The organism is Pseudonocardia sp. (genome assembly GCF_050250275.1).
GTDB lineage: Bacteria > Actinomycetota > Actinomycetes > Mycobacteriales > Pseudonocardiaceae > Pseudonocardia.
This window is the reverse complement of sequence record NZ_JBFWOY010000038.1, coordinates 48263-62501: the sequence shown is the minus strand read 5'-3', so window position 1 is coordinate 62501 and position 14239 is coordinate 48263. Positions and strand designations below refer to the sequence as shown.

14 protein-coding genes are annotated in these 14239 nt (G+C 72.2%); 8 read left to right on the top strand and 6 right to left on the bottom strand.

The annotated features are described in order from the left end of the window. Positions 1-2272: 2272 nt before the first annotated feature. Positions 2273-2653, bottom strand: a complete 381-nt coding sequence (locus tag AB7F12_RS27330; RefSeq protein WP_428502024.1) for an ArsR/SmtB family transcription factor — start codon at positions 2651-2653, stop codon at positions 2273-2275. Between the two features lie 273 nt (positions 2654-2926). On the opposite strand from AB7F12_RS27330, the gene AB7F12_RS27325 reads away from it, so the two are divergent. Next, positions 2927-4468, top strand: coding sequence for a class I adenylate-forming enzyme family protein (locus AB7F12_RS27325; RefSeq protein ID WP_428502023.1), 1542 nt, complete (start codon positions 2927-2929; stop codon positions 4466-4468). Here the strand turns inward: AB7F12_RS27325 and AB7F12_RS27320 are convergent. Genes AB7F12_RS27320 through AB7F12_RS27300 form a run of 5 tightly spaced genes read right to left on the bottom strand, consistent with a single transcriptional unit; the run spans position 4465 to position 7682 of the window. Continuing rightward, positions 4465-4965 (bottom strand): pyridoxamine 5'-phosphate oxidase family protein, encoded by a 501-nt coding sequence (locus tag AB7F12_RS27320; RefSeq protein WP_428502022.1) that lies wholly within the window; start codon positions 4963-4965, stop codon positions 4465-4467. The two genes, AB7F12_RS27325 and AB7F12_RS27320, sit on opposite strands and share 4 nt — an antisense overlap. Beyond that, positions 4962-5735, bottom strand: coding sequence for an SDR family NAD(P)-dependent oxidoreductase (locus tag AB7F12_RS27315; RefSeq protein ID WP_428502021.1), 774 nt, complete (start codon positions 5733-5735; stop codon positions 4962-4964). Before AB7F12_RS27315 ends, AB7F12_RS27320 begins: the two co-directional genes overlap by 4 nt. Further along, on the bottom strand, positions 5732-6124 hold the full coding sequence (locus tag AB7F12_RS27310) for a nuclear transport factor 2 family protein (RefSeq protein WP_428502020.1): 393 nt from the start codon (positions 6122-6124) through the stop codon (positions 5732-5734). The genes AB7F12_RS27315 and AB7F12_RS27310 overlap by 4 nt, the downstream gene beginning before the upstream one ends. Next, positions 6121-6549 (bottom strand): nuclear transport factor 2 family protein, encoded by a 429-nt coding sequence (locus tag AB7F12_RS27305; protein WP_428502019.1) that lies wholly within the window; start codon positions 6547-6549, stop codon positions 6121-6123. Before AB7F12_RS27305 ends, AB7F12_RS27310 begins: the two co-directional genes overlap by 4 nt. Before the next feature lie 11 nt (positions 6550-6560). After that, positions 6561-7682 (bottom strand): NDMA-dependent alcohol dehydrogenase, encoded by a 1122-nt coding sequence (locus tag AB7F12_RS27300; protein ID WP_428502018.1) that lies wholly within the window; start codon positions 7680-7682, stop codon positions 6561-6563. Positions 7683-8052: 370 nt separating this feature from the next. Between AB7F12_RS27300 and AB7F12_RS27295 the strand changes: the two genes are divergently transcribed. From AB7F12_RS27295 to AB7F12_RS27265, 7 genes are all read left to right on the top strand, one after another. After that, positions 8053-9627 (top strand): class I adenylate-forming enzyme family protein, encoded by a 1575-nt coding sequence (locus tag AB7F12_RS27295; RefSeq protein WP_428502016.1) that lies wholly within the window; start codon positions 8053-8055, stop codon positions 9625-9627. Between the two features lie 106 nt (positions 9628-9733). Further along, on the top strand, positions 9734-9982 hold the full coding sequence (locus AB7F12_RS27290) for a hypothetical protein (RefSeq protein ID WP_428502015.1): 249 nt from the start codon (positions 9734-9736) through the stop codon (positions 9980-9982). Positions 9983-10040: 58 nt separating this feature from the next. Continuing rightward, a complete protein-coding gene (locus tag AB7F12_RS27285) occupies positions 10041-10325 on the top strand; it encodes a hypothetical protein (RefSeq protein ID WP_428502014.1) in 285 nt (94 codons plus the stop codon). Between the two features lie 40 nt (positions 10326-10365). Beyond that, positions 10366-10848: a SixA phosphatase family protein gene (locus AB7F12_RS27280; RefSeq protein WP_428502013.1), complete on the top strand. Its 483-nt coding sequence runs from the start codon at positions 10366-10368 to the stop codon at positions 10846-10848. An 18-nt stretch (positions 10849-10866) separates the two neighbouring features. Next, positions 10867-11019 (top strand): hypothetical protein, encoded by a 153-nt coding sequence (locus tag AB7F12_RS27275; protein WP_428502012.1) that lies wholly within the window; start codon positions 10867-10869, stop codon positions 11017-11019. A gap of 168 nt (positions 11020-11187) precedes the next feature. Next, positions 11188-12630, top strand: coding sequence for a hypothetical protein (locus AB7F12_RS27270; protein WP_428502010.1), 1443 nt, complete (start codon positions 11188-11190; stop codon positions 12628-12630). A 190-nt stretch (positions 12631-12820) separates the two neighbouring features. Continuing rightward, positions 12821-14239: anti-sigma-D factor RsdA (locus AB7F12_RS27265; protein ID WP_428518027.1), on the top strand; the 1419-nt coding region annotated here is incomplete at its 3' end.

Genomic DNA, 14239 nt, shown 5'->3' with positions numbered 1-14239 from the left:
GAAGCTCCTGGTAGGACGTGTTGATCTAGTCAATCGCCCGTCTACCAGGAGCTTCACCCATTCGAGGCCACGACACGCCGCAGCCCGCTGACCTGCTCATCCAGCAGGTTGGCAAAGGCTCACTGTCCATCCTTCACTCAGTCACCTGATCGAGGTTCAACTTGCTCACCCTTGCGAGAGTCAGGCGAGGTCGACACGATCCGCAGCCCCGCCGGTAGCGAAGGCCACGGAGCACATACGCGCTAGCGGCAGTTCACGAAATTTCTTCGACGCTCTTCAGCGTCACGGCGCGATCGACAGCGCTTCAGCATTGCTTCACGAGCCAGCGCTCATGCCCTTGAATGTGGGCGGCTGTCCGGTCCATCTACGCAGGGGAAGCGACGTCTACTATTACTGCGACCGACAGGTGCAGACGTTTAGCCTCTCGCACGTAGGTGCGATCGAGTACTCAGCTCGTCAGCAGTTCTTGTCGATGAGGACCGCCACGACTTCGAGATCGGAGTGGATTGGCGGCAATAACACAGCATCCGTTGCCAGTCTCACCGTGCTCCGACGAGCCAGGAGGCATGCGAGCCCGGCAACAGCGGTTACCGCGATAATGGTATATATCAGGGTCCCCCGCGATGGATGCTCTTGAGCTCGCATCCAAAGGAGCGGCAGGCAACCATCTTCTGCGCCTTATCGTCAACCGGCGAGAAGGCAGCAGTTGGACAAGGCAGCCCCGCAACCGGGATGACAGCTTCGAATTGCAGCATCGCCGCGATTGCGACTCGTCCGGTGGCACGAGGAAGTGCGCGGCCGCTCATCGTCACGGCCTCACAACTGCACCGGCAAGTCAGCGCAGCGGACTCGACTAGGTATGGAGCTTGTTCGGGCAGGGTCATGAGGATCCTCCCTGGGACGCCTCGTCCTGACACTCGACGAGGCATGGGCACGCCGTTGTGCAGCGCCCGACCGCCTAAGCAGTCTGTGCGCGCCTCGGTCCGACCCGCGCGTGGTCGGTCCAACGGCCAGGGTACGACTCACTGCCGGGCCGAGCAAGAAGATATTTCGAATCCCGGGTTGATGTTTCCGCATTGCGGAACAATAGGTCGGCGGACTACCGCTCGCGGCTTCACGGGCTTCATATACGCCCCCGCGGCCGCCGGCTCCCGTCCGGCCGTCGCAGTTGGATGGTGCGCTACTCGTCGTTGACGCGGACGAAGCCCGCGCACGTCGGTCGCGACTCCGGGCCATGTCCAGCCCGAGCCCGCGTCGATGCGGGCCGTCGCACGGCCGCCACCAGCACCTTCTGCCAGGCCGGATCACGGCTGCACCGGGGGGGCCAGCCAGCTCGGCGAACACCACCGCCGGGCTCGACCGCGGCGGCGTGCTCCTCGGCCACCATGATCCCGTAGCCCGCGAATACCTGACGCGACAGGCAGTTGCTGGTCGTCGGTCGGCACGCAGCGGCGCTACAACTTTTTGAGCCTACGCGGGCCGCGTCAGTGCGGCCGGAGTCGAACGGGCCGTTGCGCGAGTCCCCACGACCTCGCGGACGTCGGCTATGCGGCGGTGCGCACCGAGACGCGACGATCGCGCGGCCGAGACCGCGGTCGGCCACCCGCGACGGCGGGACCCGACCGTGCCAGGCCTCGATCAACGACCACACATGCGCCCGGACCCAGGCACGCACCCGCGCGATCTTGCGGCGGTGCGGTTCGCCGACTTCGTTCAATGTGCCACAGGGTCGGATCTGAGACCGCCGGCCCGGACAACTCGGCTGGTCGCGCAACGTCGCCTCGTCCGACATCACCCGGCCGCCGTCGACGATCTATGCTGCGGTGTCGGCGAACACCCGGCCGCGGTCGTGCACTGGGGTGAACCCAGGGCGGGCCAACGCGGCCGACAAGCCGGGTGTCAAGCCCGAGCTGTCAGCGGTCGTTCGCACTGCGCCTCGGTCACGAGCCGCCCGGTTGCCACCGCGGGCGATCACCGCGACGTCACCGTCCAGGCTCTCGAAGCGGGCAACTGGGCAGATGTGCAAGCTTGAGCCGCAGGGCCAACCGAGCGGTATGTGCAGGTTCGGCAAGTGCGTGGAGCGAGCGAGCCGACCGCGGAGTTGATCAGTGGACACGGATGAGTCCCATGCGGGGCTCGGGCTACGGGCGCTCATTCCTCGACCACATCAGCTCGGTGTGCCCACTGGAAGGTCCTCGATCAACGCAACGCCGTGGGGCAAGGGTTCAAGTCCCCCCTCGGACACTTTCAGATCGACTCCCTCGTCACGGAATCACGCGGATCCGCAGGGGAATTCCGAGCTTGGCGGGTATCGTTCGCCTCCGTCCTTCTCCAGGTGGTCCTTGAGGGTCGCGAGCGGCCCGTCCCAGTCACGGGCCAGGGCCGCGAGGAACTGCTGCGCGACCTGCATCGGCGCCGACCGCAGCCGGTACCGGACCCGGCGCCGCTCCCCCGGCTCGGCCGTCACCAGCCCGGCGTCGGCGAGCAGCGCGAGATGCTTGGCGATCGCCTGACGCGTGATCGGCAGCCGCGTCGCGAGGTCCGTGGCCGTCGACGGACCGCCCGCCGCGAGCGCGGCCAGCAGCGCCCGGCGGCTCGGGTCGGCCAGGGCGGCGAAGACCTGCTCCGCGACCGCCTCGGCGTCGTCGGGCACCCTCATGCCGCCAGGTGTGCGACCAGCTCGCCCGGCTCGGCGGCCCAGCCCTCGACGTGCTCGTCGTACTCGGTGCGGCGCACGTCCTCGGCGAGCTGGGCGAACCCGGTCTCGACGACGGTCAGCAGTGTCGCGGCGCCGGCCGCCTCGAGGGTGAACTCGACGTGAGTTGCGTCAAGGAGCCGGAGGTCGTGGGGCGACCGCTGCGACAGCGACTATCGCCCCCACAAGAGTTGGGCGAGAATGCCTACCAACCGGCTGGAAGGTGCATCGATGCCCGCGACCACGCTCAGCGAGCTCCTCGAACGACGTGCCGCCGAGCGGCCCGACGCGGAGGCGGTCGTCTTCCCCGACGGCGCGACGACCTACGCCGAGCTGACCGCCCGCGCCGACCGGTTCGCGCGCGGGCTGACGGGTCTCGGCGTCACGAAGGGGGACCGCGTCGGCATCCTGCTGCCGGCGTCGGCGGACCTGCTGGCCCTGCTGATCGGCGCCACCCGGATCGGGGCGATCGCGGTCCCCGTCAACGCCCGGTTCCGGGCCGTCGAGCTGGCCGGGATCGTCGTGCACTCGGGGATGCGGGTGATCGTCACCGACGCCGAGCACGAGCACGCCCTGCCCGACGACGCCCCCGAGCTCGAGCACGTCGTCGTCCTGGGACGCGACGAGCTGCCCGACGCCGACCCCGGCCGCACGACGACGGACCCGGGCGACACCGCGGTGATCGTCTACACCTCCGGCACGACGGCGGCGCCGAAGGGGGCGATGCTCCCCCACTCCGCGCTCACGGGACTGGCCGACGGCATCGTCGAACGGATGCGTCTCACCTCCGACGACCGGGTGTGGACGGCGATCCCGCTGTTCCACGGGGGCGGGCTGACATTCGCGTTCTCCTGCCTCGCCGCGGGCGCGCCGTTCGTGCATCCCGGCCACTTCGATCCCTCGACGACGCTCGAATACCTCACCGAGCAGCGGGTCACGATCGCGCTCGCCGCGTTCGAGACGATCTGGATGCCGGTCCTCGACCGGCCGGACTTCGCCGGGTTCGACCTCTCCCGCATCCGGGTCGTCATGGCGGTGGGTGTGCCGAAGCGGTTGCGCGACATGGCGTCCCGATTGCCGGGGGCGGTGCACGTGTCGTGTGTCGCGATGACGGAGTCGTCGGCGTTCCTGACCTTGAACCGGCTCGACGACCCCCCGGAGGCCCGCGCCACGACGGGCGGGCACCCGATGCCCGGCATGGAGTGCCGCGTCGTCGACCCGGAGACGGGACGCGACCAGCCGCCCGGCACCCCCGGCGAGCTGCTCTTCCGTGGCCCCAACGCGTTCACCGGCTACTTCCGCGACCCGGAGCACACGGCGTCGGTGATCGACGCGGACGGCTGGTTCCACAGCGGCGACGTGGTCGTGGCCGACGACGACGGCAGGCTGACGTTCCGGTCGCGGCTCAAGGACATGCTCAAGGTCGGCGGCGAGAACGTGGCCGCCGCCGAGGTGGAGGACCACCTGCTGCGCCACCCCGCGGTCGCCGTCGTCGCGGTGGTGGCGGCGCCGGACGCCCGCTACGTCGAGGTGCCCGCGGCGTACGTGCAGCTGCGCGCGGGTGCGTCGGCGACCGAGCAGGAGCTGATCGACTTCTGCCTCGGCCGGATCGCGACGTACCGGGTACCGCGCTACGTCCGGTTCGTCGACGGCCCCGCCGACTGGCCGATGTCCGGAACGAAGATCAAGAAGTACGTGCTGCGGGAGCGGATCGCGGCCGAGCTGGCGGCCGCGGGCGTCACGGCGGCGCCGAAGCCGGTCGTCCCGAGCTAGCCGCCCCGCCCGTCCCCGGACACGCGCCGGGAGTCGTGCGACTGCGGCACTCCCACGATCTCGACCCGTACGACGACCCTGCGCGGGCTGTCGAGCAGCCGCAGCATCCGGTCGGTGCCCGCCGGGGCGAGATGGGCGGCGAGCATCGGCAGGACCCGGTCGAGGGTGGCCCGGTCACGATGCACGACCGCGCGCCCCTTGATCCGCACCATCCGCCGGCCGGGCAGCTCGATCCCGGCGTTGCTGATCACCATGCCGACGCGCGGGTCGCGTTCGACGGCGGCGACGTGTGCCCGCCCGGTCACCGCGGTCAGCCAGAAGCCGTCGTCGGCGAAGAGGTGGCTCATCGTGACGCCGGCGGGCCAGCCGTCGGCGTCGGTGAACAGGAAGGTGCACTCGCGTGCCACGGTCGCCAGCTCCACCCAACCCGCCGGGTCGAGCCGGGCCTGCCGCATGTCCTCCAGATCGGAGACACCGACCCGCTCCCGGCCCGTCACAGCAGTGTCGAGTCGGGGCCGCCCGCGTCGACCTGGATGCGCTGGCCCGTGAGGTAGTCGGCGTCGGCGGAGGCGAGGAAGGCCACGACCCCGGCGACGTCGTCGGGGCGCGCGACGCGGCCGAACGGGTACGACGGGTCCAGGTCCTCGATGGTGCGGCCCGCGGCCGCGGCGGCCAGCCGCGAACCCATGTCCGTGGCGACGAGCCCCGGCGCGACGATGTTGACCCGCACCCCGTGCCCGCGCTCCTCGCGGGCGAGCGTGCGGGCCGCGGCCTCCAACGCGGCCTTCGCCATCGTGTACGCGGCACCCCCCGGCGGGGTCTCGCCGACGATCGAGCTGGAGATGACGACGACGTCGGAGCGATCGCACGTGCGCATCCCCGGCAGCAGCAGCCGGACCAGCTCCAGCGGCCCGAGGGTGTGCACCCGCAGCAGCCGCAGGTACTCCTCGGGGCCGGTGTCGGCGATCGCGGTGCCGCGGCTGGCGGTGCCGGCGTTGGAGACGAGCAGGTCGACGGTGCCGAGGTCGGCCTCGATCGCGGCCACCATCGCGGCGACGGCGTCGGCGTCGTCCACCGCCGCCTGGTACGCCCTCGCGGACCCGCCTGCCGCGGTGATCGCGGCGACGACCTCGTCGGCGGCCGCCGCGTCACGTCGATAGTTGACGGCCACGGTCGCGCCGTCGGCCGCGAGCCGCCGGGCGATCCCGCGGCCGACGCCGCGCGAGCCCCCGGTGACCAGCGCGACCCGGCCTTTCAGGTCGGTCATGAGGGCGTCAGCGCCTGTCGGAACACGAGGGGATCGAAGAACTCGGCCACGTGCGTCAGCTTGCCGTCCCGGACGGAGAAACGGGAGATGTAGGTGTTGCGGTAGGGCTTGCCGGTGGGCAGCATCGTGCAGTCGCTGCGGTACTCGGCGACGAACTCCCCGGCGTCGGCGAGCGGGCTGATCACGACGTCGGTGAACCCCGGCGGCGAGATCAGGTCCGGGAACCCCGCGTAGAGCGCGAGGGCGGCGGCCCTGCCCTCGGTGCGTTTCGGCACGGGGTCGGGGGCGAACGGCAGCCGGATCACGACGTCGTCGGCGAACAGGTCGCCGAGCGCGTCGATGTCGAGCCGGTTCATGATCTCGATGTAGCTCTCGACAGGATCGGTCATGCGTCGAAGCCCTCCATCTCCGGCGCGGTGAGCGGCGAGATGGCGCGGCCGGAGATCTTCCAGGTGTCGCCGGTGCGCCGGTAGACGTCCTCGTTGAGCGCGACGGCCCGGATCGAGGCGCCGCTCTTCGTCTTCCCCTCGGCGAAGACGTAGTTGGTGCCGTGCGCGTCGTCGGGGCCGTCGAACTCGATCACGTGGTTGGTGACGATGTGGAACTGCTCGGCCATCGACGCGGCGTCGGCTTCGAAGAACCCGAGGATCTCCGCGGCTCCCTCGAACCGTTCGAGGCCGACGGCGGTCGCGTCCCAGTAGGCGTCGTCGGTGTAGGCCGAGAGCGCCTCCTGCGGCCGGAAGAGGTCGAGGCCGCGGGCGTAGAGGTGGGTGGCGTTGATGATCTGCTGGATGTCGGTCGCCCTGTCACTCATCGGTGAGCCCCTCAGTCGTCGTACATGATCACGCCGCGGAGGTTCCGGCCCTCCTGCATGTCGGCGAACGCCTGGTTGATGTCGTCGAGCGCGTAGGTCCGGGTGACGAGCTCGTCGAGCATGAGCTGCCCGGAGCGGTAGAGCTCGCAGAGCAGCGGGACGTCGTTGCGCGAGTTGGTGGTGCCGTAGAGCGAGCCCTGCAGGCGCTTGCCCGACATGGCGAAGGTGAACAGGTCGAACTCGACGTCGCGCTGCAGGATCGGCGCGGCCGAGGTGAGGACGATGACGCCGCCGCGGCGGGTCATCTCCTGGGCGGGGTTGAGCAGGTTCCCGTGCGCCACACCGACGGTGATGATGACCCGGTCGGCGCCCTGGCCGTTGGTCAGCTGCGCGACGAGCGTGGCGGCCTCCTCGTAGGAGCCGACGGCGTGCGTCGCCCCGAACGCCTGGGCCTGTTCCTGCTTGAACGGCACGGGGTCGACGGCGACGATCCGGCCGGCGCCCTTCATCCGGGCGCCCTGGACGGCGTTGATGCCGACGCCGCCGATGCCGACGATCACGACGGTGTCGCCGAGCTGCATGTCGGCGGCGTACATCGAGGAGCCCCAGCCGGTGGGCACGCCGCAGCCGATGAGGGCGGCCTTGTCGAGCGGGATGTCCTTGTCGATCTTGATGGTGGCGTCGACGGGCGCACAGACGTAGGGCGAGAACGTCCCGAGGAACGACATGCAGCCGACGCCCTTGTCCCCCGCGTGGACGCGGTGGGTGCCGTCGGGTGCGTAGCCGGCCAGCACGCCCGCGCCGAGCTCGCACATGTTGGAGCGGCCCGAGACGCACATCGTGCACTTCCCGCAGGACGGCAGGAACGACAGGACGACGTGGTCGCCGACCGCCAGCCCCTCGACCTCCGGGCCGAGCTCGGTGACGACGCCCGCGCCCTCGTGCCCACCGAGGACGGGCGCCCACGGCAGCGGGATCACCCCGTCGTCGAGGTGCTGGTCGGAGTGGCAGACACCGGACGCGGCGAGCTTGACCATCACCTCGCGGCGCTTCGGCGCGTCGATCTCGATGTCCTCGACGCTCCACCCGGAGTTCGTCCCCGGCTCCCAGAGCAGTGCACCTGTGGTCTTCACACGCGTTCCTTCCCGTCGACGAGCTCGTCGGACGGCACCGGTCGCGGTCGCTGTCGGCCGCGGGCGGGGCTGCCGGGGAGCTCGTCCCCCGCCCCACCGGTGCCGAGTACGCGGACACGGGCGACCAGCGCGCACCTCCGGGGACATCGTCGTCTACCGGTCGTTTGGTAGTGGTGACGTTAGCAAGACCCTCGCACGGAGGCCACCCTCCGGCGACCACCCGGACCCGGTTGCGGTCGCCGCCGCCGCTCGCCGACGTCGCCCGACGCCGGCGGTGCATCCCACGGACGCCGGGCGGTCCTGCTCCCTTGTCGGCCCCGCGCCCCCGCGGTAGCTTGTCAAACGATTGGTAGACAGCCGGAGGCCGCGCATGACGACCGTCCCCGACCTGCTCGACCGCCGCGCCGCCGACAGCCCCGACCAGGGCGTCGTCTTCCCCGACGCGCGCATGACCTACCCCGAGCTGGCGGCGGCGTCGCGCATCGGAGCGCGGGCCCTGCACGCCCTCGGCGTCCGCGCGGGCGAGAGCGTCGGACTGCTGCTGCCCGGCCGCCTCGACAGCGTGCTGTGGTGGCTCGCCGCCGCCCGCATCGGCGCCGTCACCGTGCCGATCAACGTGCGGCTCAAGGCTCGCGAGCTCGCCTACATGATCGAGAACTCCGACATGGTCGTGCTGCTGGCTGCGGCGGAGTTCGCGCCCGCCCTCGCCGAGGCGCTGGCCGGCCAGCCCGCCCCACGGCTGCGGGCCGTCGTGTCGCTCGACGCCGAGACCCCGGCCGGCTGGCTGCCGCGCGCCGACCTGGAGCGCCGGCTGTCCCCGGCCGCCGACGTGCAGGTCGCGGTCGCGCCGGACGACCCCGTCGTCATGCTCTACACCTCCGGGACGACGTCACGCCCCCGCGGCTGCCTGCACAGCCACGCCTCACTCGTCGAGGAGGGCGAGGCCGTCACCGAACGGCTCGGCCTGCGCCCCGACGACCGCTTCTGGACGCCACTGCCGATGTTCCACTGCGGCGGGTTCGACGTCGCCATGAGCGCGCTGGCCGGCCGCTGCGGCATGGTCCACGTCGGCACCTTCGAACCCGGCCGCGCGCTGGCCCAGCTCGCCGAGGAACGCTGCACCGTCGGGTTCCCCGCGTTCGACACCATCTGGGTGCCCGTGCTCGACCACCCGTCCTTCGCCGACACCGACCTCTCCGCACTGCGGATGGTGCTCAACGTCGGCAGCCCCGAACGCATGCGGTCGATGCAGGCGCGCCTGCCGCACGTCGTGCAGATGTCGTGCACGGGCTCGACGGAGTCGTTCGGCTTCTGCTGCATGGGCTCCCCCGACGACCCCGCCGAGGTGCGCGCCACCACCTGCGGGCAACCGTTGCGGCACATGCAGGCCCGCGTCGTCGACCCCGCGACCGGCGCCGCCGTACCGCCCGGCACCCCGGGCGAGTTCCGGTTCCGCGGCACCTCACGGTTCCTGCGCTACCACCGCGACGACGCGCTCACCGCCGAACGGATCGACGCCGACGGCTGGTACTCCTCCGGCGACCTCGTCGTCTCCGACCCCGCCGGCCGCATCGCGTTCGTGTCCCGGCTCAAGGACATGCTCAAGGTCGGCGGGGAGAACGTCGCCGCCGCCGAGCTGGAGGGATTCCTCAGCGAGCACCCCGCCGTCGGGCTCGTCCAGGTCGTCGCCGCCCCCGACGCCCACTACGGCGAGGTGCCCGCCGCGTTCGTCCAGCTCCGGGCGGGCGCGACCGCCACCGAGGCCGAACTGATCGCCTTCTGCCGCGGCACCATCGCCGGGTTCAAGGTCCCGCGCTACGTACGGTTCGTCGACGAGTGGCCGATGTCGGGCACCAAGGTCCAGAAGTTCCGGCTGCGCGACGCACTCGCCGCCGAGCTGGCCGCCGCCGGCATCACCGGAGCCCCTCGCCCCACACCGGCGTGACCGCCGCCGCACCGCAGGCAAGCTCATGGCAAACACTTCGGAAGCGATCCCCCAACCACCGCCCGGCCTGCCGTCGACCGGGCCGTGACCCGGTAGCGTCGCTCCCATGAACGACGCGACCGTGCCCCTCCGAACGGCGACCCCCCGGCGCAGCCCCGCCTTCGCCATCGCCGTCACGTGGGCCCTGGCCGCCGTCGTCACCCTCGGCGTCGCGGCCGAGACCCGCATCGGCCCGGTCATCCTCAAGTTCACCCCGAAGCACGGCCTCCACCTCGGCGACCTCGCGGTGTTCCTCGGCTGCACCGCGATCGCGCTCGTCGTCACCGCAGCTCTGCTCGCCCGCCCGCGGCACTGATCGTCGCCGTCTCCAAACGAGACAGCCCGACACCGAAGATCGCGCTACGGTGCCGCTCATGGCGGCCGACATCGACGTCCTCGATGCCCTCAGCAACGTGCCCGCCCTGCGCGACGCGCAGGTGTGGGAGATCGTCCGCTGTTGCCGAGCGTTCCGCGAACACCCCGACGGGGGCGACCAGACCGTCGAGATCGAGATCAGCTCCGACGGCGCGGGCCGCTACATGGTGGTCGCGACCGACATGGCCCGCGGCCTCACCGCGCGCGGTGTCCCCATGCCCGGGCTGAACGGCGCGGTCAACATGGTGCCCTGGTACGTACTCGACGACCCCGCGGCCCCGTGACAGCAGGCGGACCGGCCGCCACTGTGGAAGGAACGCGACCATGATCGACCGTCGGCTCGTCGTCCTGCGCCACTCCAAGTCGGACTGGTCCGTGGACGCACCCGACCACACCCGTCCCCTCAACGTGCGCGGGCGCCGCGACGGCCCCGAGGCCGGCCGCTGGCTGCGGATGAACGTCGGCACCCCCGACGCCGTCATCTGCTCCTCGTCCACCCGGACCCGCCAGACCTGGGAGCTCGCCTCCGCCGCCCTGCGCGAACCCCCCGAACCCGAGTTCACCGACGACGTCTACGACGCGTCCGCGGTGCAGCTGCTCGAGGTCGTCCGCGGCCTGCCCGACTCCGCCGCCTGCGTCCTGCTGATCGGCCACAACCCCGGCATCGAGGACCTGACGACGCTGCTCGCCGGCGAGTACCTGCCCATGACGACGTCGGCCGTTGCCGTGCTGACCTGGCCCGGGTCGTGGAGCGACGTCGGCCTGCACCCCGCGACACTCGAGGCGCACGCCGTCCCTCGCGGCTGACCGGCGCTGCCACCTCGGATGACGACCCCGGCCCCGGTCCACATCGTGCTGGTCGGCGAACGCCGGAAGACGCTGCGCGACCAGTACACGATCACCGTGCCCGACCGGCGCCTCGTCTTCCGCGTCGCCGCCGCCATGGCCGTGGCCCTCGACGCGCTGCCGAGCCGGTAGCCGGACCCGCCGTCACTCGTCCGAGTGATGTCACGACCGTTCGGTAACACACGAACGCGCGGGTCCGAAGGTCGATCGGACACAGGACACGGGCCCGGGTCGGGGGCCGGGCCTGGGTCCGGACAGCCCGGACAACCGGGACCTCCGCGCCACATCGAGGTGTCAGTCGTGCGCCACCGCGCTCCCACCACAACATCCTCCGACATCCCGTCCCGACGACCCGGGCGACGCCGTCGCACCGGCCTGCTCGCGGGGCTGACCGCCGCCGCACTCGTCGCCGGCATGACCACGCTCACCGGCACCGCCGCCGCTGCCACCCCGACGAAGGTCAGCGACGCGGACATCGCCGCGAGCTGCTCGGCCGCCGGGCGGTTCTGCCACGACGGCAACGCGCAGGTCGTCAACGAGCCGGGCGCCGACGAGGGCAACGGCTTCCTCCGCCTCGACACCCCCGACGGCGGGAAGGCCACCGTCTTCAACCGCGACTTCTACGGCAAGCCGCTGTCGGCACTGACCGACCTGACGTACGAGACCTACATCGAGCAGCCCGGCACCGGTGACGCCCGACAGGCGCCGTCGTTCAACATCGAGGTCACCACGCCCCAGGGCTTCACCACCCTGGTGTGGGAGCCCGTCTACAGCGGCACCGAGGTGACGACCGGGCAGTGGCAGACCTGGTCGCCGTCGACGTCGAAGGGCTGGTGGGCATCGCGGGACGTCACCGCGACCGGCACACCGAACAAGTTCGGCTTCCCGACCTACACCGCGACGTTCGCCCAGGTGCAGGCCGCCCTCGCCACGGCGACCATCGGCCAGATCGGCCTCAACCAGGGAAGCGGCGTCCCCGGGCTGCGGGCCCGCGCCGACCGCTTCGGCATCAACGGCACGATCTTCGACTTCGACAACCCCGTCGCGCCGACGACGCTGGCCGTGGTCGCGGGCAACCAGCAGACCGCGCAGACCGGGAAGCCCTTCGCCACCGCACTCGCCACGAAGGTGACCGGCGCCGGCAACCTGCCCGCCCCCGGCCAGACCGTCACCTACACCGTGACGTCCGGCTCGGCATCGTTCCCGGGCGGCCCCACCGCCACCGCCACGACCGGCCCCGACGGCGTCGCCACCGCGCCCACACTGACGGCGGGCACCGACGCCGGCCCGGTCGTCGTGACCGCGACGACCGGCACCCTCGCCCCGGTGACGTTCGGCGAGACCGTCGTCGCCCCGCCCGCCACGGGCAGGAACCGCGCCGACATCTCCGTGGCCGTGTCCGCCCCGGCGACGGTCGCCCCGAACGGCACGACCCAGGTGATCGTCACCGTCCGCAACAACGGCCCGTTCGACGCCGCGGGCGTCTCGGCCGCGCTGACGACGCCGAACGCACTCACCGTCGTGGCCGCGCCGGGCGGAATCGCGCCGCGCAACGGCCACAACGTGGCCTACCTCATCCCGTCGATCGCGGCGTCGACCCAGGTCACCTACAGCGTGACGGTGACGGCCGGCGCCAGGTCGACGGGCCCGCAGCCGGTCCGGGCCGCCGCGATCCCGACCCGGGTGGCCGACCCGAACCTCCTCGACAACGCGGCCGTGACGACGATCACCATCAAGAAGTAGCCCGTCAGGTCTCCGCAGGTCAGCATCGGCCGCACCGCCGCTCGGGGGTGCGGCCGGTGCTGCATCAGGGTGAGCGGATGCTGACTTGCGGGCCGTACCGGACATCTGACCGCCTGTAACGGACCACGAGCGCCGAACGAATCACCAGGAGCCCGTCGGGAAGGTCCACAGACCCTCAGGAGGTGAGAACGTGCACGAGTCGGATGGCGGCATCGAGCCCGTCCGCCACCGCCCGCACCCGGACGAGCCTGCCCCGCCGCTGCAGCTGGGCGACATCCAGGCCGACGACGCGTTGATCGACGCGCTCGGCTCGGGGTCGCTGCGCGCCACCGACGAGCTGGCCACCAGCGGCGACGTCGACGACCGGCTCGCCGCCATGCTCGCGTCCTGGGTCGCCGCCGTCCAGGAGCCCGGCGCACCGCGCGACGCCGCCCTCGCGGTCGCCGCAGCCGCCGCGCCGTCCACCGCGACCGTCGACGAGCCCGACGACGCCCCGGTCCCCGCCGACGCCCGGCCCCCGCGCCACCGGAGCCGCCGCGACCGGCCGGGCTACGTGCTGCGGCTCTCCGCCGCGGCCGTCGTCGCCATCGCGGTCACCGGCGGGATCGCCGTCGGCAACGCCGACACCGCCCGCCCCGGCGACGTGCTGTGGCCGGTGGCCAAGGTCTTCTACCGTGAGCACGCGCGGTCCGTGGAGGCCGCCGACACCGTGACCGTCCGGCTCGCACGGGCGCGCACCGCGCTGCGCGAGGGTCGCACCGCCGACGCCGCCCGCGAGGTCAACGACATGCGGTCCGCGCTCGCCGTGATCCTGCCGGCCGACGGACGCGCCGCCCTCGACGCCCAGCACACCTCGATCGTCGCGATCGTCGCCGCGACCCCCGACGTCGCCCTGCTCGACCCGCAGCTGCGCGCACCCGTCGTCCCCGACGTCGCGGGTGCCGAGGCGCTGGGCCTGCCCCGGGCGCCGGGCCTGCCCGAACCGACCGCCACGGCCCCGCTGGCGACCGAGGCCCTGCAGTCGTCGGCACCGCCCCCGACCAGCGCCGGCGCCGTGCCGTCCACGGGTGGGACGAGCGAGGTCCCCCCGGCGGTGACGTCTCCTGTCGTGCCACCTCCCGTCGAGCCGCCCCCGGTGACCGAGCCGCCCCCGCCGACCGAGCCGCCGGGCGACACCGCGCCGGTCGAGCCGGCGCCCTACATCCCGCCGCACACCGACCCGCCGGCCCTCGACCCGCCGGCCCTCGACCCGCCGGCCCTCGACCCGGACAGCCACGGCGGCGACGGGACCGACAGCGGGGCGGGCAGCACCGACAGCGGCACCCAGCCGCAGGCGCCCGTCGAGCCGCCTGCGCCGACCGACACCGCAGCCGTCGAGCAGCCGGTGGCCGCAGGGGACCCCTTCGACACCGCGTCGACGGACGGTACCGGCTCGACCGACGGCACCGTGTCGACCGACAACACGGGATCGACCGACAGCATCGGGCCGACCGACAACACCGGGCCGACCGACAACACCGGGCCGACCGACAACACCGGGCCGACCGACAACACCGGGCCGACCGACAACACCGGGCCGACCGACAACACCGGGCCGACCGACAACACC